At 55.3% G+C, this 20,000-nt stretch carries 19 protein-coding genes; 4 read left to right on the forward strand and 15 right to left on the reverse strand.

Annotated features, from left to right (window positions below):
* The first annotated feature begins 53 nt into the window (after nucleotides 1-53).
* Nucleotides 54-1,469, forward strand: a complete 1,416-nt coding sequence (locus RB620_RS17225; protein ID WP_308096325.1) for an NAD-dependent malic enzyme — start codon at nucleotides 54-56, stop codon at nucleotides 1,467-1,469.
* A 1-nt stretch (nucleotide 1,470) separates the two neighbouring features.
* Here RB620_RS17225 and RB620_RS17230 read toward each other — a convergent pair whose 3' ends face one another.
* Complete coding sequence (locus RB620_RS17230) at nucleotides 1,471-2,682, reverse strand: MFS transporter (RefSeq protein WP_308096327.1); 1,212 nt, start codon at nucleotides 2,680-2,682, stop codon at nucleotides 1,471-1,473.
* Nucleotides 2,683-3,034: 352 nt separating this feature from the next.
* Between RB620_RS17230 and RB620_RS17235 the strand changes: the two genes are divergently transcribed.
* Nucleotides 3,035-3,679: a YqaA family protein gene (locus tag RB620_RS17235; protein WP_308096328.1), complete on the forward strand. Its 645-nt coding sequence runs from the start codon at nucleotides 3,035-3,037 to the stop codon at nucleotides 3,677-3,679.
* A gap of 90 nt (nucleotides 3,680-3,769) precedes the next feature.
* Here RB620_RS17235 and RB620_RS17240 read toward each other — a convergent pair whose 3' ends face one another.
* From RB620_RS17240 to RB620_RS17260, 5 genes are all read right to left on the reverse strand, one after another.
* Nucleotides 3,770-4,837 (reverse strand): C40 family peptidase, encoded by a 1,068-nt coding sequence (locus RB620_RS17240; RefSeq protein ID WP_308096330.1) that lies wholly within the window; start codon nucleotides 4,835-4,837, stop codon nucleotides 3,770-3,772.
* A gap of 339 nt (nucleotides 4,838-5,176) precedes the next feature.
* A complete protein-coding gene (locus tag RB620_RS17245) occupies nucleotides 5,177-6,058 on the reverse strand; it encodes a cation diffusion facilitator family transporter (protein ID WP_308096331.1) in 882 nt (293 codons plus the stop codon).
* Nucleotides 6,059-6,325: 267 nt separating this feature from the next.
* Nucleotides 6,326-7,945: an ABC-F family ATP-binding cassette domain-containing protein gene (locus tag RB620_RS17250; protein WP_308096333.1), complete on the reverse strand. Its 1,620-nt coding sequence runs from the start codon at nucleotides 7,943-7,945 to the stop codon at nucleotides 6,326-6,328.
* Nucleotides 7,946-8,363: 418 nt separating this feature from the next.
* Nucleotides 8,364-9,431: a Gfo/Idh/MocA family protein gene (locus tag RB620_RS17255; RefSeq protein WP_308096335.1), complete on the reverse strand. Its 1,068-nt coding sequence runs from the start codon at nucleotides 9,429-9,431 to the stop codon at nucleotides 8,364-8,366.
* A gap of 312 nt (nucleotides 9,432-9,743) precedes the next feature.
* A complete protein-coding gene (locus tag RB620_RS17260) occupies nucleotides 9,744-10,865 on the reverse strand; it encodes an MBL fold metallo-hydrolase (protein ID WP_308096337.1) in 1,122 nt (373 codons plus the stop codon).
* 145 nt (nucleotides 10,866-11,010) lie between these two features.
* On the opposite strand from RB620_RS17260, the gene RB620_RS17265 reads away from it, so the two are divergent.
* Nucleotides 11,011-12,168, forward strand: a complete 1,158-nt coding sequence (locus tag RB620_RS17265; protein ID WP_308096338.1) for a virulence factor — start codon at nucleotides 11,011-11,013, stop codon at nucleotides 12,166-12,168.
* Nucleotides 12,169-12,243: 75 nt separating this feature from the next.
* Here RB620_RS17265 and RB620_RS17270 read toward each other — a convergent pair whose 3' ends face one another.
* From RB620_RS17270 to mutY, 3 genes are all read right to left on the reverse strand, one after another.
* Entirely contained in the window at nucleotides 12,244-13,437 is a 1,194-nt protein-coding gene (locus RB620_RS17270) for a transglutaminase domain-containing protein (protein ID WP_308096340.1), read from the reverse strand.
* Between the two features lie 113 nt (nucleotides 13,438-13,550).
* Entirely contained in the window at nucleotides 13,551-14,174 is a 624-nt protein-coding gene (locus tag RB620_RS17275) for a bifunctional 4-hydroxy-2-oxoglutarate aldolase/2-dehydro-3-deoxy-phosphogluconate aldolase (RefSeq protein WP_374121420.1), read from the reverse strand.
* Nucleotides 14,175-14,229: 55 nt separating this feature from the next.
* On the reverse strand, nucleotides 14,230-15,414 hold the full coding sequence (gene mutY / locus RB620_RS17280) for an A/G-specific adenine glycosylase (protein ID WP_308096343.1): 1,185 nt from the start codon (nucleotides 15,412-15,414) through the stop codon (nucleotides 14,230-14,232).
* Between the two features lie 182 nt (nucleotides 15,415-15,596).
* Between mutY and RB620_RS17285 the strand changes: the two genes are divergently transcribed.
* On the forward strand, nucleotides 15,597-15,959 hold the full coding sequence (locus tag RB620_RS17285) for a c-type cytochrome (protein ID WP_308096345.1): 363 nt from the start codon (nucleotides 15,597-15,599) through the stop codon (nucleotides 15,957-15,959).
* Between the two features lie 55 nt (nucleotides 15,960-16,014).
* Here the strand turns inward: RB620_RS17285 and RB620_RS17290 are convergent, their stop codons facing one another.
* From RB620_RS17290 to RB620_RS17315, 6 genes are all read right to left on the reverse strand, one after another.
* The gene (locus tag RB620_RS17290) at nucleotides 16,015-16,260 is read right to left on the reverse strand and encodes a hypothetical protein (RefSeq protein ID WP_308096347.1); all 246 of its coding nucleotides are present in this window, start codon (nucleotides 16,258-16,260) and stop codon (nucleotides 16,015-16,017) included.
* A gap of 60 nt (nucleotides 16,261-16,320) precedes the next feature.
* A complete protein-coding gene (acpS, locus tag RB620_RS17295) occupies nucleotides 16,321-16,719 on the reverse strand; it encodes a holo-ACP synthase (protein ID WP_308096348.1) in 399 nt (132 codons plus the stop codon).
* A gap of 34 nt (nucleotides 16,720-16,753) precedes the next feature.
* Nucleotides 16,754-17,563 (reverse strand): ammonia-dependent NAD(+) synthetase, encoded by an 810-nt coding sequence (gene nadE / locus RB620_RS17300; protein ID WP_308096349.1) that lies wholly within the window; start codon nucleotides 17,561-17,563, stop codon nucleotides 16,754-16,756.
* A 13-nt stretch (nucleotides 17,564-17,576) separates the two neighbouring features.
* Nucleotides 17,577-18,011 carry a BrxA/BrxB family bacilliredoxin gene (locus RB620_RS17305; RefSeq protein ID WP_308096351.1) on the reverse strand — a complete coding sequence of 145 codons (435 nt, stop codon included), beginning with the start codon at nucleotides 18,009-18,011 and terminating at the stop codon, nucleotides 17,577-17,579.
* A 143-nt stretch (nucleotides 18,012-18,154) separates the two neighbouring features.
* Entirely contained in the window at nucleotides 18,155-18,295 is a 141-nt protein-coding gene (locus tag RB620_RS17310; protein ID WP_308096353.1) for a hypothetical protein, read from the reverse strand.
* 16 nt (nucleotides 18,296-18,311) lie between these two features.
* Nucleotides 18,312-19,991: an ATP-binding protein gene (locus tag RB620_RS17315; protein ID WP_308096355.1), complete on the reverse strand. Its 1,680-nt coding sequence runs from the start codon at nucleotides 19,989-19,991 to the stop codon at nucleotides 18,312-18,314.
* Nucleotides 19,992-20,000: the final 9 nt, after the last annotated feature.

Genomic DNA, 20,000 nt, shown 5'->3' on the forward strand with positions numbered 1-20,000 from the left:
AAAATGAGAAAACCGTATATGATGGACAATAGACAATTGAGGAGCTGACGGGGATGCATTCGCAAATGACAGACGGCAAAACCATTATTTTGAGGTTGGAAATCGATACGGCCAAGGGACAGTTCGGAAAAGCCGCTACCGCGATCGAGCAAGCGAAGGGCGACATCGTCGCCATCGACGTCATACATACCGACAAGAACAAAAGCGTGCGCGACTTGACCGTCAAAATTACGGAGCAAGGAGCGACCGCGCGGCTGACCGAAGCGCTGAAGAACGTTCCAGGCGTTCGATTGCTGCACATCTCGGATCGTACGTTCCTTCTCCACTTGGGAGGCAAAATCACGATTCAGCCGAAGACGCCGATCCAGAATCGCGACGACCTCTCCCGCGTCTACACGCCGGACGTCGCCCGTGTATGCGAAGCGATCCGCGAGGAACCTTCCAAAGCCCACACGCTGACAATCAAGCGGAATACGGTAGCAGTCGTTTCGGACGGAAGCGCCGTGCTTGGCCTCGGCAACATCGGACCTTATGCAGCCATGCCCGTCATGGAAGGGAAAGCGATGCTGTTCAAGCAATTCGCGGACGTTGACGCCTTCCCGATCTGCCTCGATACGCAGGATACGGAGGAAGTGATCGCCGCGGTCAAAGCGTTAGCACCGGCTTTCGGCGGCATTAACCTCGAGGATATCTCCGCGCCCCGCTGCTTCGAGATCGAGCAGCGGCTTCGCGAGGAGCTCGATATTCCGGTATTCCACGACGATCAGCATGGAACGGCCGTCGTCCTGTATGCGGGACTGCTGAACGCGCTCAAACTTACGGGTCGGACGCTAAGCGAATCGCGCATCGTCATTTGCGGCATCGGCGCGGCCGGCACGGCCTGCACGAAGATGCTGCTCGCCGGGGGCGCTCGGCATGTCATCGGCGTAGACCGCGCCGGCATTCTGAACGCGGACGAAACATACGAAAACGCCATGTGGCAATGGTATGCGGATAATACGAATCCGGAGCGCCGCAAAGGCGGATTAAAAGAAGCGCTCGAGAACGCTGACGTGTTCATCGGCGTTTCCGCCGGGAAGCTGCTAAGCAGAGAACATGTGCTCAGCATGGCGCCGGAACCGATCGTGTTCGCGATGGCGAATCCGGAGCCCGAGATCAGGCCGGAGCTGGTAGAGGATATCGTTGGCGTCTTCGCCACCGGGCGCTCCGATTACCCGAACCAGATCAACAACGTGCTCTGCTTCCCTGGCATCTTCCGCGGCGCGCTCGACAGCCGCGCGCCGCTCATCAACGAAGAGATGAAGCTTGCCGCGGCGGAAGCGATCGCGTCGGTCATTAGCGATGACGAACTGAACCGTATGTATATCGTTCCTAGCGTATTTAACACAAAGGTCGTGGAAGAAGTGCGCCGGCGCGTCATCGCCGCCGCGCAGCGCAGCGGCTTGTCCCGCCGCAAACTGCGGGACTAGACTAGCTGCTGTTCGCGGACTTGCGGATCGGAACGGGCGAACGATGCATCCGTTTGCGGTACAGCATTACGGCCGTTCCCGCTCCGATCATAATGATTCCGGTCGCGACGAAGATCCAGTTCAAACCAAGGAATAATCCTAACAGACCGCCAATCAGAGGCCCCAGCATGGAGCCGAACTGGTTGGCGCTTGCCGTTAGGCCGAAGGAACGGCCGCGGAACTGCTCGTCCGTGTTTTGTACCATTAGCGTATTGACAATCGGCACGACGCCCGCCATGAACAAGCCGAATAGAAATTGTACCGCCGCGAACACCCACAGCGCTTCCACGAAATATTGCATGCAAACGACCGTTCCCGCGCTTATCAAGCAGAACACCAGAATACGGTAGTATCCTTTCCGTTCGCCAAGCCTGCCCCACACCGGTGAAGCCACGATACCCGCGATACCGATCAAGGATAATACAAGTCCCGCGGACAGCATCGCTCCCTTCTCTCCTCCCAGATCGGCAATATGAAGCGCCAGCTGCGGCTGAATCATATTAATGGACAGCTGGAAGACGACTAGCACGAGCAGCATGCTGATAAGCCCCTTGTTGCGAAATGCCATCCGGTAAGTGAAAGGTTCCTTCTTCTTGGACACCGATTCGCTCGCTGGAGCTGCCTGAGCCGGCTTGCCTTCCCTCACCCAGAAAATAACTGCTACGCTGGCCGTGAATATGATAATCGCAGCCGCGATGAACGAGCGGCGTATGCCGAACGCTTCCGCCAGCACGCCGCCGAACAGAGGTCCGAGAATGCCGCCCGTCATCGTTCCCGCCTGCATCATGCCCAGGCTTGAGCCAAGCTTCTCCTTCGGGGCGATCGTGGCGACGATCGACATGGACGCCGGCACGAAACCGCCCACGAACCCTTGCATCATCCGTACGCCGACAAGCTGCCAAGGCGTTTGGACAAACGCGAATAACGCATAGATGATCGCCAAGCTTATGCCTGCCCGAATGACCATTTTCCTCTTGCCGAACTTATCGGCCATCATCCCCCACAGCGGAGCCATCACCGCCCCCATCAGGAACGCGGAGGAATGGACGATTCCCGCCCACAGATTGACCGAGCCTTTGTCCACGCCAAGATCGAACAGGAAGAGGGGGAGGAACGGGATCGACATCGTATAGCTGGAACTGCAAAACAACACGCCGAACCATAAAATCCACATTGTACGTCTCCAAGGCTCCATTTGCATACGTTAATCTTGATCTCCCTTCACCGATTCTTCTTGATTGTTCCGTAATCGTCCGTTGCCATTTCGCATAATTTCAACTATACGCCTCCATGAGCGCAACTTCAAAAAGCGGATAACGCCGCATTCGCAAGGAAACCCGCTCCAAGCTTCGTTGAATGGCCGATTATCGGTTTATTCGAACGAAAATTGGTTGAAACGTTTCTCTCCTTTGAACGTAACATCCAAGTGTTCCTGTTACTTCTATGCCTTCCTTCCGTTCAAGGCGACGAAAGAGCAACGGTGTGCTATACTGAACAGGCAAGCTGAACGAAAAGGAGCCTACTTCATGTTTCAAGCCGTCATTGATTTTCTAAAAGACTACGGCCCCTGGGGATTGTTCATCCATTCCTTTCTGGATGCGGTTATTTTCCCTATCCCCGCTTTCTTCCTTCAAGTTTCGCTCAGCTTACTTGATCCCGCCTCCGCGTTGTGGCTGGCAACCTTCGGATATGTTGCTTGTTTATTAGGTACTCCGGTCGGTTATTACATTGGCAAATTTATGGGCAAATCCGTTTTATACCGTTTCTTGAAGCCGGAATGGATCGACGCGGCGACGGCCCGCTTCCAGAAGAGCGGCGAAGCGGCCATCATGATCGGCTCCTTCACGCCCATCCCGTTTAAAGTGTTCACGATATTGTCCGGCTGCCTGAACTTTCCGTTATGGCGCCTCATCGGTTACGCCGCGCTTGGCCGGGCCGTCAAGTTCTACGCGGTAGGCGGACTGTTCTACTTCTACGGCAGAGCGGCGGAATCAATGGTCAAGGATGTTTCATTGTATATGTTCCTTGGCGGCGTTCCGGTCATCTTGTTGTTCCTGTTCATCCGGAGCCGCATCCGCAAGCGGAAGCAAGCTGTGGCCGATAACGGCGAACAAGCGGGCTCGATCGCGCAGAACCGTCAGGGCTCGACCGATCTTGGCAACGACATCTGAACTAGACAAAAAGAAAGCTATCCCGTCCGGCGTTTGAGCCGGATCGAGGATAGCTTTTTTGGTATTCGCTGTTACCCGAACCAAATTGGTTTACAGGGCGCTGCCGCCGTATAAGAAGCGGTATTCCCACGCAGTTCCCATAATGTCGTTCGTTCTTACGCCGCCGCTCTCTTTGGAGTACGTATGAAGGATCTTCCCGTCTCCAAGATAAATGCCGACATGCGTTATACGCTGGCTCGACTTGTCGATGCCGCTGTAAGACGACTTGCTGCTGCCTTTGTAGGACATGAAGAACATGAGGTCGCCGCGCTTCAATTGGCTAATGCTCGTAACGGCATTGCCTTTATTCTTCACGTACGTCCCTTGCTGGCGGGAATCCGCGGGCAACGTGACGCCAAGCGCTTCCTTGAACATTTGTTTCATCAAGTCGGAGCAGTCGAACGTTGTTGTCGTGCTGCGATTGGAGCCGAATTCGTAAGGCGTGCCGAGATACTTCATGCCGACTGTAATCACCTTCTCCACGGATGCGTTCGTAGCGCCGGACGATGATCCTGTATCTTCGGTCGTTTCGCCCGTGCTTCCGCTTCCCGCACTTTCGGAGTTGTCAGATCCCGAGCTAATCGTACCGTCGACAGAAATGTATTGCGTCTGGGACGACACGTAGCCTTTTACGCCTTTGGAATCGATAATCTCATACCAGCCGCTGCTCGGCTGCGACACGACTTGCACTTCCTCGCCTTTCTTGAGGTAGCGAATCCGATCGTAGGAAGTGCCTGGCCCATTCCGGAAGGATACGGATTTTTTTACGACGCCAGTCAACGTCGCCAATGCCTCGGTGTCGGATCCGGATCCGTTCGCAAGCTCGGCACCCAGTTCCGTATATTTGGTCGAAGCCGAAATGTAGCCTGTCGTTCCGCTGGAATCGCTAACTTTGTACCATCCGTTCGTTTCTTCCAATACCGTAATTTGTTCGCCCTTCTTCAGCATCCGGATAACCGAGTCGGATGTCGATGGGCCTGTTCGCATGTTAATGCCCCAGATAACTTCCGCGGATTGGGCCGCGTTCGCAATCGGTGCGGGCAGAGCAGCCGCGGAACCAAAAAGCAATGCGGCGGACAGAGTTGCAGTAATGACTTTATATTTGACTGTTGTTCTCATTCAGTTAACGCCTCCTATGGGATTCTTGGTTGTACATGCCGTTTATCGGCGCCTGCATCCATTGTAAGCGTGCACGGAGCGGACAGGCATCGTCCCATGTTCCTAAAAGGCGGCGTCCCGGAATGGGAGCAGCGAATTACACTTTTTTGCTAAGAAAAAATTAATAAAAGGCATCCCCAGCCATGGGGATGCCTTCCTTGGAAAACAACGCTTGCCACCTTAACCTTACAGCCCCATAAGGATGGGACCTGTGAATAACTTCCCTGAATCATTAGGACCTTCTCATAAGGTTGCTAGGACTTTAGACTCATTTTTGACGCATTGGGAGGGTGAATGGTCTTAATTACCAACCCGTTCTTCCAACGGTTCAACATGTACATGCACGCTCAAAATGTTATGTTTGCGCCCCATTCTGCGCTCGATTTCGTCGCAAATGCGGTGGCTTTCGATGAGCGTTAGCCCCGGGTCCACCTGTACGATGACATCGACCAATACATTGCTGCCATGAATGCGCGCTTTAATATCCTTGATGGATTGTACGCCTTTGGTTTTGGCAATCGTCGTATGCAATGACTTCAACTCCTTCTCGTCGAAGCCGTCCGTAAGCGCATGGGTGGAGCTGTAGAAAATATCCCAAGCCGTCTTGCAGATAATCAGACCGACGGCAATCGCGGCTACGGGATCGAGCCATGGCATTCCGAATTGCGATGCGATGATGCCGATCGCCGCTCCGATACTGACGAGCGCGTCGGATAAGTTGTCCTTCGCGGCGGCCTGCAAGGCGTGGTTATTGATTCTCTTGGCGAGGCGGCTGTTATAAACGTAAACCGCGCCCATGCATAATGCAGAGAATAATGCCACCCATGCGGTGATGAGATTCGGCGTCTCCTGGTGCGCATCGAACAACGACCTGCCGGCGGTTATCAGCACCTGCAGTCCGACGCTTGCCATGATAAACGAAGCGATCAGCGCCGCGATCGTCTCCGCTCGGAAATGGCCGTATGGGTGGTCCTTGTCCGGCGGCTTCTGCGATATTCGCAGACCGACCAGTACCGCTACCGATGCCACGATATCCGTCAAATTGTTGAAGCCGTCCGCGACGAGCGCACCAGATAAAAACCAATAGCCAGCCCCAAGCTTCAGGGCCGACAGTGCGAGGTAGGCGCCGATGCTAACCCATGCGCCCTTCTCGCCTTGTTTAATTTCTTCGTACTGATTCAAGACGTAAGCCCTCCTGCCACTCTTCTTCCGATCCTCTTCCAATATCTCTCTCGAAAACATCTATCGGTATCATACCCGATCGAATCCGTGTGGGTCTAGAGAAACAGTGTTGACCTTGTGCGAGCATTTATGCATAAGCGCAACACAATTGGCTCGGACCAAGGTGAAAAGGGATGTTTCCGTCCTCTGGCGGCGAGACAGTTGCAAAACCTTAGAGTAAAAAAGCCGCCTCGGGATATTCCCGAAGCGGCTTGCTCATCATAAAGATTAAACCGAATACATACGCTCGCGCAATTCTTTGATCTCCGCGCTCTCCAGATATTCGTCGTACGTCGACATTCTGTCGATGACGCCGTTCGGCGTAATTTCGATGATGCGGTTCGCGACGGTTTGGACGAACTGATGGTCATGGGACGTAAACAGAATCGTGCAGTCCGTATCCATCAGACCGTTATTGAGCGCCGTGATCGATTCGAGGTCCAAGTGGTTGGTAGGCTCGTCGAGAATGAACACGTTGGCGCCTTCCAGCATCATCTTGGACAACATGCAGCGAACTTTCTCGCCGCCGGACAATACGCTTGCTTTCTTCATGGCGTCGTCGCCCGAGAACAACATGCGGCCCAGGAACCCGCGAAGGAACGTCTCGTCCGGATCCTTGGAATATTGGCGGAGCCATTCGACCAGGTTCAGATCAACGCCTTCAAAATATTTCGAGTTGTCTTTAGGGAAGTACGCGCGCGTCGTCGTTACGCCCCACGAGAACGAACCCGCGTCCGGCTCCAGCTCGCCCGCGATCAGCTGGAAGAACGTCGTCTTCGGCAAGCCGTTCGGGCCGACGAAAGCGACTTTGTCGCCTTTGTTGATGGCGATCGTTATATTGTCGACGATTTTTTCACCTTCAATCGATTTCGACAAGCCATCTACGAGCAGCAGCTGCTTGCCTGCTTCGCGCTCGCCTTTGAACAGGATGAACGGATATTTCCGGTTGGATGGACGGATATCGTCGAGCGTAATCTTGTCGAGAAGCTTCTTCCGGGAAGTCGCCTGCTTGGACTTCGATTTGTTCGCGCTGAAGCGCTGAATGAACGCTTGAAGCTCCTTGATCTTGTCTTCCTTCTTCTTGTTCTCCGAACGCATGAGCGACAAAGCCAATTGGCTGGACTCGTACCAGAAGTCATAGTTGCCCACGTACATCTGGATTTTGCCGAAGTCGATATCGGCGATATGTGTGCATACCGTGTTCAGGAAGTGACGGTCATGGCTGACGACGATAACGGTGCCTTCATAACGCGAGAGGAAGTCTTCCAGCCAGCGAATGGACTCGATGTCCAAATGGTTGGTAGGCTCGTCGAGCAGAAGAATCTGGGGAGCGCCGAACAGCGCCTGCGCCAGCAATACGCGAACCTTCTCGTTGCCGCCGAGCTCGGACATCTGCTTGTCGTGCAGTTCGGTCGTAATGCCGAGGCCGTTCAGCATCTCTGCCGCTTCCGACTCCGCTTCCCAGCCGTTCATCTCCGCGAATTCCGCTTCGAGCTCGCCTGCGCGCATGCCGTCTTCGTCCGTGAAGTCGGCCTTCGCGTACAGCGCATCCTTCTCCTTCATGACTTCATACAGCTTCTTATGGCCCATAATAACCGTCTCGAGCACTCTGAAGCTATCGTACTCGTAATGGTTCTGCTTCAGAACGGCCAACCGTTCGCCTGGCGTAATATGAACTTCGCCGGAAGACTGCTCAACTTCGCCGGACAAAATTTTCAGGAATGTCGACTTGCCGGCTCCGTTCGCTCCGATCAAGCCGTAGCAGTTGCCTGGCGTAAACTTAATATTCACATCTTCAAATAGCGGACGCTTCCCGTAACGAAGCGTAATGCCACTTGTACTAATCATGTTTCTAATCCCGTCCTTTTTCACTTCTTAATAAGGATGTTCAAAAAGCCCGATTTTGATCACGAGGTATATCAGGCAGCTTATTCGACATCGAATCTTGAATTCAGCCGGAACTAAGCGAATGCTTACGAAGTATGTTTCCTCCGGAAACATTGCAGGTGCTCACGTAGCTTCCACTACGCTCCGCTCCTCATTTCCTAACTTCATTCAACCTTCTTCAGCGTTTTTGAAAAAAACGCAGCATCGGAAGCATAGGCTATTGTGCTGAAAACCGAACTTTTTGAACACGCATTTAAACACATATTCTCGAACTATTATAGCACAGTCTGGCGCGGAAACGAACGCGTAAATGGCAGAAACCTCCGGGCCAGTCGAAATCGCGATCGACTCCTCGGGCCCAGAGGTTTCTTCAAGCGGGTTAGTTCCAGCTCAGCTTTACTTCATTGCCCGTCCGGGACGATTCGTAGATGGCATCCAGAATCCGGTTGTTCGTGTAGCCCGATAGCGCAGACGCGATCGGCTGCTTGCCTTCGCGCACGCACTCGATGAAGTGGCTCGTCATGAGGTCGCGGTCTTCGTCACCGTCCAGAGGCGTTATTTCGCTCTCCGCGACTTCGTTATCGGTATGCGTCACATACGTGCCTCTGTCGCCGACGATCGAAACACCGCCCTTCGTTCCCATGAGGTGAATGAACGGGTCTTCCGGCAAACCCGCAGCATGCGCGGCCCAGCTTACTTCCAGCGATAAAGTCGCGCCGTTATCCAGCTTGATGAGCGCCGACGCCAGATCTTCGACGTCATAGTAGCCCTCCCAGTTCGGCGTGCCCCAAGTGCCGATGCCTTCCCGCTTCGGTCCGAATTCGGCGTACGTGGAACCATAGACGGAGACCGGCTTCGGATTGCCCATCAGGTAGAGGGACAGATCGAGCATGTGAACGCCGATATCGATCAGCGGACCGCCGCCCGCTTGATCTTTGCGGGTAAACCAGGATCCCCAGCCCGGAATGCCTTTCTTCCGGAACCAGCCGGCTTTCGCGTTGTAGATCGGTCCGACGTCGCCGGCGTCGATGCGCGCCTTCACGGCGCGGTTCAACGCTTTCCAGCGCATCTGGTGCGACATCATGAGCACTTTGCCGGATTTCTCGGCTTCCAGGACGATGGTGCGCGCCGCTTCCGAGTCGATCGCCATCGGCTTCTCAAGCAGGACGTGTTTGCCGCGCTTCAGCGCTTCAATGGCAAGCGGAGCATGGAATTGGTTCGGCACGCCAATGACGACCGCATCGATGCTCTCATCCTCCAGAAGCTCCTGCGGGCTGCCGTGCACGGTGCCGATGCCATGCTCTTCGGCGCGCTGCTGCGCAAGCGGCAGGTAAGCATCCGCAACCGCAGCGACCTCCGCTCCTTCCGCCTTCGCGAAAGCGCCCATATGGATGTTGCCGATCGCTCCCGCGCCGATAACGCCTACCTTAATGTTCGTATTGCTCATCGTCTACGAATCCTCCTACTGATAATGGCTTAAAAAGGTTGTTCAAAAAGTCCACTTTTGATCACGAAGTATATCAGGAAGCTTATTCGACATCGAATCTTAAATTCTGCCGGAACTAAGCGAATGCTTACGAAGTATGTTTCCTCCGGAAACATTGCAGGTGCTCACGTAGTTTCCACTACGCTCCGCTCCTCATTTCCTAGCTTCATCCAACCTTCTACAGCGTTTTTGAAAAAAACGCAGCATCGGAAGCATAAGCTCATGTGCTGAAAACCGGACTTTTTGAACACGCACTTAAAGAAATGAGTAAATCTAATCTTGCTCCTCGCCGGCCAGCTTCCACGTTTCCCCGTGCGGGAGCACGACGATGCGTTCTTCTTCCAGTCTGCGCCGGCATCTCTCGGCCTCAAGCCGCTCGAGCGCCTCGAGCGGCGTATCGTCCGCGAGCTTGAAAGCTCCGTAATGCATCGGAACAAACAACTTCGCACCCGTATCCTCGAACGCCTGCAGCGCTTCTTCGGGCGTCACGTGCTGGGGACCCATGAACCACTCCGGCTCGTAAGCCCCGATCGGCATAAGGGCGACGTCGATATCGAATCTTTTGCCGATTTCCTTGAAGCCTGCGAAATAGCCGCTGTCGCCGGCGAAGTAGACCGTCGGTTCCGCGCATACGAGCGGCCGAACGGAGCAGCCATTCTTCCCGAAATCTTCCGAAGGCGCGTAAGCCGCGGCGATCTCGCGCATGCCGCTCTCCATCTCGTAATCGCGCGCTTCCGAACGATGCGGCATTGCCGGCTCATTCGATCGCGCAAGCTCCGAAGTTTTGGCCGGCTTCGCGGATTCGCCGCCCGCCTCGATGACCCAGCCGCCCCAATGCGAGCTGTTCGTGTCCCATGGATTGCGCCTGGTCCAATGCTGGGACGGCACGAAAGTGAACGTCGCGCCGCCGATCCTCGCCGATTCCCACCAGTGCAGCTCCTTCACGCGCGAGAAACCTTTTAATCGCAGCTTAGTGCTTAGACCCGCAGGCACCAACATTTGTTTCGGCCCGGATAATCGCCGAAGCGAGCTAATATTCAAATGATCGTAATGGGAATGGGAGATCAGGACCGCATCGATCGGCGGAACCTCTTCGATCGGAATGCCCGGTGGTGCTAGTCGCTTTTGGAAGGCCATCTGTCCGGCCCATACGGGATCCGTAATAATATTAAGTCCGGCAATCTGTATGAGGAAAGTGGAATGCCCGATCCATGTGATCGAGGGAAGCTCCGTATTGTCCCGAAGGAAACGCACATCCGGTTCCACGTTCGGCACTTGATACGAATAGTCCTTTGTCTTCAGCTTGCGGACCCTCTCCTGCCTCCACCTCTTGAATTGTTTGTATGAGTTTTGTTGCACGACCTGATTCTGATTCGCGAAACGCCTAATGCGCAAAATCTGCCTCCTCCCATGCTTCTGCCTTACCATAAAGATACCAAGCGCAGGGCATGGTTTGCAAATAAAGGTTTCTTCATGAACGCCCATTTATGAATTTCCATAGCTTGCATGGTATAGTAGGAGGAAAGGAGGTACTCATGCCATGAAACTACTATCGATAGAGCCGACGCCAAGCCCGAACTCCATGAAGCTGAACGTGGACGAGACGCTTCCGCGCGGACGAAGACTGACGTACAAATCAAGCGAAGCGGCGGAAGCCCCGCAACCCTATAAAGAGCTTCTTCTCATCGACGGGGTTCGCGGCTTGTTCCGCACCGTCGACTTCATCGCGCTGGACCGTAAGCCCGGCGCGGATTGGGCGCGTATCTTGGGAGAAGCAAGAAACTTGCTGCAAGCGGATGGAGCAGACGACGCCGGAGCAGCTCGGCAGCAAGACGGCATGGCCGCCGGCTACGGGGAAGCGCAGGTGCTCGTCCAGATGTACCGCGGCATCCCGATGCAGGTACGTGTGAGGACGAACGACGGAGAGACGCGTTCCGCGCTGCCCGCGAAGTTCGGAGAAGCCGTAGGCCGTGCCGCGGGATCGTCCATGATCCGCGAGCGCATGCTGGAGGAGCTGGGCGTTCGTTACGGGGAGCCGGAGGAAATCGCCGCCGAGATCGTCCGTGAGCTTGATGCCTCCTACACGGAGGAGCGGCTGGGGGCGCTCGTGGAAGCAGCGCAAGCGGCAGGTGCAAGCGGCGATCAAGCGGAAACGCCGTTAGCGCCGCGGCCGGCTCCGCTAAGCCTCGAGGAAGCGACGGAAGCATTCGCCGCGGCGGATTGGCAAAGCCGTTACGCCGCGCTCGAGCGTTACGTCAGCGCGCCGGAAGGATTGCCGCTGCTCGCTCGCGCCATCCGCGACGAGAACGCCTCCGTTCGCAGGCTGGCCGTCGTATACCTCGGCGACCTTAGATCGCCGGAAGCGTTGCCCCTTCTGTTCGAAGCGTTGAAGGACGCATCGGCATCCGTTCGGAGAACGGCGGGCGACACCTTGTCCGATCTAGGCGACCCTGCGGCGATCGGTCCGATGATCGAAGCATTGAGGGACAAAAATAAGCTGGTCAGATGGCGCGCGGCGCGTTACTTGTACGAAGCAGGGGACGAATCCGCAGTGGAGGCGCTCCAAGAAGCGGCCAAAGACGCAGAGTTCGAAATTCAGCTGCAAGCCCAGATCGCGCTTGAGCGGATTCTTCGCGGCGAGGAAGCGGCCGGCTCCGTCTGGCAGCAGATGACCGCTGCTCGCGGCGGGCAATCATAATTCAAAAAAGACGAAACCAGCTGCCATGCTGCCAGCTGCTTCGTCTTTTTTTTTGCGCAATACAACATCCCGCCGCTATGGGTACTCCAGCTGAATGCTCACGATCAACGAACCTTCGCCTGCGTACGGCTCGTAGCTCGCGCGATAGCCGACGGCTACCCCGACGTCACCGAACGCTTCCTTTAGCGCCTCCGGGAACCCGTCGGCTTCGACGTACCGGAACTGCAGACTGTTCGCCCCGCTGCGGACTGCGGCCGCTACCGTTTTCTTCAAGGCGGCTTTATCCCGAACCGTGTTCTCCTCTTCCAGCCAATGCAGACCTAAAGCAAGCTTCAGCTTCGCCGCCAATCGCGCTTGTTGTCCCGTACCGCCAAGCTCCAGCTCGCGAAGCGTATCCGCATAGGACGTTCCGGCTGCAGGATATGTTCTCGTCCACTGATGATCGCGGCGGAGCTCCTCGTCCGTCTTCAGGTAATAGCTATACCGGATCCGGGAATCGGACGAGGCGCCTACGGGGTCGTCCCACGTCATGTCCAGATGGTACCAGCTCCCGGCCAGCTTCACCATGTTCCAGGCGTGCTCGCCCGTATTGACCGAACCTTCGGCGATCAGCACCTCGAGCCCCGCTTTCTCCAGCATTTTGTAGCCCAAGAGCGAATAACCCTGGCAGACCGTCTTGCCTAACGTAATCGCATCGTACGCCGTGTAATAAGAGAGCGATTGATCGTATTCCACATGCGTCACAATCCAGTCGTGGATGACCTTGATCTTCTCGTGGTCGTTCATGCCGGGGGTCAGAATTTCTGCCAGCGTTTCGTCGACTTTGCGATCGACGGCAGCCGTCTGATCCTCCGTTTCTCGAAACCTCGCTTCTACCGCGATCGTCGACTTGTTGCCCCAGCTGCGGATCGTGTACAAATATGATTCCAGGATATAGGCCGAATAATCGTCATGCCTAAGCGCAGACCGAATGATGTCCGTCATGTTGTCGGATAGCTGCTTTCGGTTGCCCGTGTAAGAAACGGTGAATCGTTCCGAACGGGATTGAAAACCCGCTGCAAGCTGAAGCTCGAGCTCATTGTACGGCCCGGTCTCCGCTTCGCCCGCGCTGCCCTCCAGCTTCTTCACCTTCACCTTCTCCTTGTCTACGGCCACGATCGGCTCGTCCGACTCCGCGATCGCCGGGAACAGGTCAAGCTTCAGTTCCAAACTATAAGCCGCCAGCACGATTATGCCCAACACTAGAAGCCTTGACGTTACATTTCGCATACCCGCCTCCTTACCCTTGCTCTCGCTCTCTTCCTTCCATCATATGCTTGTATGCGCGATTCATACTTGGCGAGGAAGATTTCCCGAGGAGGAACAAGCAGGCCTTCGGCAGCTTATAGCGCTCGAACCGCCTCCGTGAATTGACGCGCGCGTTCCGTCACCAGATCCAGCTTTCCTTCCTTCACCCACTCCATCGATATCAGCTTGCCGCCCATCCCGACCGCGTTCGCGCCAGCCGCAAAATAATCCTTGATGTTGGAGAGATCGACGCCGCCCGTCGCCATGATCGGCACGTTCTCGAGCGGACCTCTAATCTCCTTCAAATAACCGGTCCCAAGCGTTCCCATCGGGAACAGCTTAACCGCGTTCGCGCCGGCCTTCACGGCTTTGACGATCTCCGTCGGGGTCATTACGCCCGGCCAGACCGCGACTCCGCGTTCATGACCATACGCGATGACCTCCTCGTCGAGGTTCGGCGAGATCAGAAACTGCGCGCCTGCGGCCACCGCGCGTTCCGCATAGCCGATATCGAGCACGGTACCGGCACCGATATAAGCGGCACTCCCGAACTTCGTTCGCCACCGCTCGATAATGGCAGCGGCGCCATCCGTGTTCATCGTTACCTCCATTAGCCGAATCCCGCCGTCAATGAGCGCCTGGGCGGCCGCATCCGCCTCATGTTCCCCGATCCCGCGCAAGATCGCCACGATTTTGTGCTCCAATAGCTTCTCCAGCATCTGATCCACAACGTTCAGCTCCTTAAATATGGGATTCGCCTTGCTTGCTTCCATGTTACCGCCAATGCTCGCCTAGAATCCGGATAAAAACGTTAGGGAACGGCAGCTGCGCCATGTCTTCCTTCACGATCCATCTGTATTTCAACGCGTCATTGCCTGCTTTTGGATCTGTCTCATTCCCATACGAATAAGATGCCGCGGCTTCTGCGGCGATTTCTTCACCCATTCCACGGACGCCAAGATCGGCTCCGAAAACTCTCATCTTCCAGTGGATATGGCTGAACACATGGTCCGCGTCCATCACCCAATCCTTCGGCCTTATCAACAAGCCTGCTTCGGCTTCAACCGTCCGGATCAGCGCTTCGGCCATGTCTCCCTGTTTCTTCGGAGCATCGCCGAAAAACGATTCGCCGGACGCCGACGGCAGCAGCACATGAGGTAGCTCCCACATTTGGGCGAGCAACCCCGTTGCCGGGCGCTGCCTAACCAGCACTCTGCCCTCGTCCTCTACGATGACGGCAGCCCGGTATTCCTGGCGCGGCGGCTTCGCTTTTGTCTTGATCGGCAGCTCCGTCTCCTTGCCCGCCAGCCTGCCGGCGCAGTGCTCCATGACGGGACATGTGAGGCAGCCAGGAGATTTCGGCGTACAGACGAGCGCCCCGAGCTCCATGAGCGCTTGATTGAAATCGCCGGCAGCCCCGTCCGGAATAAGCGTGACCGCAAGCTTCTCGATGCCGATTCGCGTCGCGGGCTTCGCAATATCGTCTTCCAGGCAGAAGTATCTGGACAAGACGCGCATGACGTTCCCGTCGACCGCGGGATAAGGACGGTTGAAAGCAATGCTCATCACGGCACCGCTTGTGTAAGGACCAACTCCCTTCAAGCCGGATACCGCAGCATGATCGTCGGGGATAATCCCGCCGTACGTCTCCATCACCATCTTCGCGCCCGCCTGCAGATTGCGCGCGCGCGAGTAATAGCCGAGTCCTTCCCAACGTTTCAGCACCTCATCCTCGGGTGCCTCCGCCAGCGCTTGCACGGTCGGGAATTTGTCCATAAAAGCCAGATAATATGGAATTACCGTATCGACTCTCGTTTGCTGCAGCATGATTTCGGATACCCATACACGGTAAGGATCCCGGTTTTGCCGCCAAGGCAAATCACGTTTCTGCAGTCTGTACCACGCCAACAATTCCTCGCTGAAATACGTTTTTGCCTCTTGTTGTTTCGAATGAACCATGTTGTTGTCGTTCCTTCCTTGTATACCGATCCCCTCGCTGTATCGCGTACGCGTAAGCAATCGAGGGGTTGTGTCGCCGATTCGTCTATGACTATACTCTATTAGAGGTTGTACAAAAAGTCCAATTTTTGATCCCGATGTTCCTATGAACCTATTGGCAAAAAAGAAAAGGAGGATTGCGGATGAATACCCGCATCCAATTCGAACGCTCCGCCTTGACCGTCTTCGCAATCATTCTCCTTGCGATAGCTGCAGGCTGCGGCGGCCCGTTGCAAGGCAAAAAGAGTGGCAAGGCACTAAGCGATGCTCCAGCCGAAACGGCGGCGCTCTATCAATCGCGATGCCTCTCCTGCCACGGCAGCGAGCTGCAGGGGCGGGTCGGCAGCGAGACGAACCTGCAGCAGATCGGCTCCAGGTTATCCGCGGACGAGATCGCCGTGCAAATTCGGGACGGCGGACAAGAAGGGCTGATGCCCGCATTCGGCGATCAACTAACCGAGGAAGAGATCAAGGGCCTGGCCGACTGGCTCGCGAGCAAGCAGTAAAAGAAAAAAATAAGCGATACAGGAATCAATGATCCCTGTATCGCCTATTCGAAATTCAAAAGCCGACAAAATGTCCGTTCAGCTTCGGAGACTTTGGCTGAAGGATCGCGGAAGGACCCATATACGTCCAAGCGGTGTCCCCCATCTGAGGATGCGCGGGAAACAGATCGCCTTGTAGTAAAAGCAAGTCGCCTCCCCAATCATCCATGTACAATCCTTCGAACTGCACCCACTGGCCGGACTTGAATCTTCGCTTCGCGCCATGCTTTCCGTGGTTGCGAACCCGTTCTTCCCAATCCATGCGCCTAGTCTCCTTCCGCTCCATACTTGATACTATTACATTCCAAGTATGGGCGAACGGTTACCTCTTTATCCGCTCGACGACAACAAAAGCCGAAGCCATTGCGCGTTCATGCGTAATCGTGACATGGATTTGGATAAATTCCGGATTCAGGCCAAGCCGCATCCAGGCTCCTTCGGACAAACCGCATACGGGTTTGCCGTCGGCATCGCGGAATATATCGATGTCCTGAAAGCCAAGCAGCTCCCCGATCCCGCACCCGAACGCTTTGGAGACGGCTTCCTTCGCGGCGAATCTGCCGGCCGTGAATTGATGCAGCCGGGCTCCGGCATACGATTCCGCGAGCTTCCGCTCGCTTTCCGTCAAGACGCGCGCCAGGAAGCGGGAACCCCGCTCCCCCTCCAGCACGGCCTCTACGCGCAGCACGTCCGTCAAGTCATGTCCGATTCCAATAATCACGAGGGCACCGCCTTCTCCTATGCTTGAAGGCGAGTTAGATACCCGGTATTCCGGACCTCTTATGCTCTGTCTTCAAATATTGTTTCTCCAGCTTCTCCCGCACCTCCGGCGCTATCTCCTTGCCTTCGAGGTACGCGCTGTTGTCGTCGTACAGAATGCCGAGCTCGCCTTCGTCCGTTTGGCCTTCCCAGAGACCTGCGGAAGGTGCTTTGTCCAGTACGCTCTTCGGAACTCCGATATGCGCCGCGATCTGACGAACTTGGCGTTTGTTCAGCGAGCTGAGAGGCGTAATGTCGACCGCCCCATCGCCCCACTTCGTGTAAAAGCCCGTAATTGCTTCGGAAGCATGGTCGGTACCTACGACCAACAAATTCAAGTCGAATGCAAGCGCGTATTGCATGACCATGCGCGTTCTAGCTTTTACGTTGCCCTTGCCGCCGCGGCTGATGTGGCGCGGAATGCCGAGCTGCTTGAAGCTGTGCTCGACTTCGAGCGCGATCTCGTCGACGGCTTCCGCGATATTCGTTTCGGCCTTGTAGCGAAGGTCGAAAGCATCCGCCACCGCATAGCTGTCGGCGATATCCGCTTGATCGCCGTAAGGCTGGAACACTCCGAGCGTCAAATATTCTTTGCCCGTCTCTTCGCTTAGCTCATCCGTCGCCTGCTTGCATAATCCGGTCGCGACGGCGCTGTCGATGCCGCCGCTAATGGCGATAAGAAGGCCAGACGTACCCGAATTAAGCACGTATTGCTTCAGGAAATCGACGCGCTTACGCACTTCGGCAGCAACGTCGATCGTCGGCTTAACGCCAAGTCGTTCGATGATTTGTTGTTGTAGGCTCATCTCTTAGCTCCTATTAAACGCAGTATTTGTCGAAAGCATCCGTCAGATCGGCCGCGATCTCCGCTGCGGAACGATTCTCGATTTGGTGACGCTCGATGAAATGAACAAGCTCTCCGTCTTTCAACAGGGCGATCGAAGGCGACGAAGGCGGGTACGGTGCGAAATATTCGCGTGCTTTCGCCGTTGCTTCCTTGTCTTGTCCGGCAAATACCGTGAACAGGTGGTCAGGCGTTACTTCGTTCTTCAACGCTTCCGCGACGCCGGGACGGCATTGGCCTGCCGCGCATCCGCAAACGGAGTTAATGACGATCAAAGCCGTGCCGCTTGCGTTCGGTACGTTCTCTTCGACCTCTTCCGGCGTGCGAAGCTCCTGAATTCCAAGCTTCGTCAAGTCGTCGCGCATCGGCTGAACCATATCCAGCATATATCTTTCGAATGACATGGACATCAATAAACACTCCCTTATTGTAGTGATTTTTGCTACTATTATAACGCCCCTTACGAAAATAAAGCAACCGGAGCGCTTGCCCCGGCTGCTTTCTTCCATCAGATGACAGCTAACCGTTCGATTCGTCTCTCCCGAGTTTACGACTAAGTGGAAGGACGGTTCGGCCCGTTCAGCTTCTTGTCTATGCCTTGACCCGATTTGTTCCTGCCCGCGCCGGCTGCATTCCGGGCGGCCTGCTTCCTCTGCTCCATGGAGCTGCCGTCAGCCCCGTTCGATTGTGGCATCGCATACGCCTCCTTCTCACGGAATAGTATGCTCGATCGCTCTCACCCTTATGTCGAAGGTCACGATAAAAGTAGTACCCTCTCCCTCCCGGCTCCGAACGTCGATTCTGCCGTTGTGGCGCTCGGCGATGCTTAAGCAGAGAGGCAATCCGAGACCCGTTCCGCGAGTCTTGGTCGTATAGAACGGCTCGAATAGATGGTCGATCTTGTCCGCCGGTATTCCGACTCCCTCGTCGGAGATATGTACGCTGATTTCTTCATTCGTGCAAGTCGTGATAAGCTTTAGCACGCCTTTGTCGTCCATCGCTTCCATCCCGTTCCGGGCCAGGTTAAGCAGCAGCTGCTTCATCTCCCTGTCATTCAGAAGCATCTGCGGCAGATTGTCGCATAATTGCACTTCCAGCGTCTGGCCCCGCAGATTCGCGTCCGCAAGCAGGAGCGGCACGATATCGTTGATCGTCGCGTGGAGCGATGCCTTCTCCATCTTCAGCTCGCGATTCTGCGCGAGCGACAGAAAGTCGCTGATAATCAAATTGGCGCGATCAAGCTCCTCCATAATGATGCGGAAATACTCGAATTGATTTTGCGGGCTTCGCTCTTGGATGAGCTGCACGAATCCGCGGATGACGGCCATTGGGTTGCGAATCTCGTGCGTGATGCTCGCCGCCATCTGGCCGACCAGGCTTAGCCGCTCCATCCTCCCTCGTTCGTCGCGCAGCTGGCTGAGCTCCGTAATATCCTTCGCAATCAGCGCCGCGCCGGTAATTCGGTGATCTTCAATATCCCGCAAGGTGACGGATGTTAGAATCAGAATCAATTGCGATTCTTCATGGGGCAGCGTCGCCGCGCTGTCGCCCTGAAGAGCTTGGCTAAGCAAATCCGCGCCCCTATTCATCCGATTCGGATCGAACGCGTCGAGGTACGATACGTTCTTCAGCTTTCCGACTTCTTGAAAGGTTTCCCTGAAGCCCAGCAGCTTGACCGATTCTTCGTTTACATGCGTAATCATACCGCCCGCATCTACGATTAATACCGCGATCGGGACTTTGTCGATGAATTGCTGCAGCTTCTGCACCTCGTTGCCGTAGCTGACGGATAACTGGTTCACTTCCAAATAAAGCTGCTGCTTTTCTTTGATGCTCTCGATAATGTAGATCGATAACCAAATGGCGAGCAGCAAGCCGATAATCGCAATCGTCGTGCTAATAATGGCGAAGAACGTCCACGGCATATTAAACGCCCACATATATAGCTTGGTCAGGATAATGAGATACAACGTAATGATCCCCATCATCATGATGCCGATCCGTTCTTTATGCACGTTCGACGCCAACTGGAATTTACGTATGACGGCGAGAAGCATCACCGAGAATAATAATATGAAGACGAGGAATCCCCAAATTTCGTAATCGTTGTCAAGCGACGGTATGCGCAATGAAATATAAAGCAATCCGAGACCGAGGAACGCCCGGTAACCGCCATATAACGAGCCGATCAGGAACGGCACCATTCGGAAATCGACATCGTATTCGTGTACAAGCGACGCTGTGAGCGCGCATAAGATCATGGCGACTCCGCTCGCAATCGCGATGAATGGCTTGAAGCCTCTCCAGCCGCGCTCCTTGTCGTGCCAGAGCAAGAACGCGAAGACCGGAAGGACGGATAAGAAGAATTGCAGCAGCAAATCCTTCAGCACGGGAGATAG

This window comes from Paenibacillus sp. LHD-117, assembly GCF_030929555.1.
Lineage (GTDB): Bacteria > Bacillota > Bacilli > Paenibacillales > Paenibacillaceae > Pristimantibacillus.

Coding starts and splice junctions, on each gene's coding strand:
- RB620_RS17225 (WP_308096325.1), top strand. CDS start 54: ATGCATTCGCAAATGACAGACGGCAAAACCATTATTTTGAGGTTGGAA.
- RB620_RS17230 (WP_308096327.1), bottom strand. CDS start 2,682: ATGTGGATTTTATGGTTCGGCGTGTTGTTTTGCAGTTCCAGCTATACG.
- RB620_RS17235 (WP_308096328.1), top strand. CDS start 3,035: ATGTTTCAAGCCGTCATTGATTTTCTAAAAGACTACGGCCCCTGGGGA.
- RB620_RS17240 (WP_308096330.1), bottom strand. CDS start 4,837: ATGAGAACAACAGTCAAATATAAAGTCATTACTGCAACTCTGTCCGCC.
- RB620_RS17250 (WP_308096333.1), bottom strand. CDS start 7,945: ATGATTAGTACAAGTGGCATTACGCTTCGTTACGGGAAGCGTCCGCTA.
- RB620_RS17255 (WP_308096335.1), bottom strand. CDS start 9,431: ATGAGCAATACGAACATTAAGGTAGGCGTTATCGGCGCGGGAGCGATC.
- RB620_RS17265 (WP_308096338.1), top strand. CDS start 11,011: ATGAAACTACTATCGATAGAGCCGACGCCAAGCCCGAACTCCATGAAG.
- RB620_RS17270 (WP_308096340.1), bottom strand. CDS start 13,437: ATGCGAAATGTAACGTCAAGGCTTCTAGTGTTGGGCATAATCGTGCTG.
- RB620_RS17275 (WP_374121420.1), bottom strand. CDS start 14,174: ATGCTGGAGAAGCTATTGGAGCACAAAATCGTGGCGATCTTGCGCGGG.
- mutY (WP_308096343.1), bottom strand. CDS start 15,414: ATGGTTCATTCGAAACAACAAGAGGCAAAAACGTATTTCAGCGAGGAA.
- RB620_RS17285 (WP_308096345.1), top strand. CDS start 15,597: ATGAATACCCGCATCCAATTCGAACGCTCCGCCTTGACCGTCTTCGCA.
- RB620_RS17290 (WP_308096347.1), bottom strand. CDS start 16,260: ATGGATTGGGAAGAACGGGTTCGCAACCACGGAAAGCATGGCGCGAAG.
- nadE (WP_308096349.1), bottom strand. CDS start 17,563: ATGAGCCTACAACAACAAATCATCGAACGACTTGGCGTTAAGCCGACG.
- RB620_RS17305 (WP_308096351.1), bottom strand. CDS start 18,011: ATGTCCATGTCATTCGAAAGATATATGCTGGATATGGTTCAGCCGATG.
- RB620_RS17310 (WP_308096353.1), bottom strand. CDS start 18,295: ATGCCACAATCGAACGGGGCTGACGGCAGCTCCATGGAGCAGAGGAAG.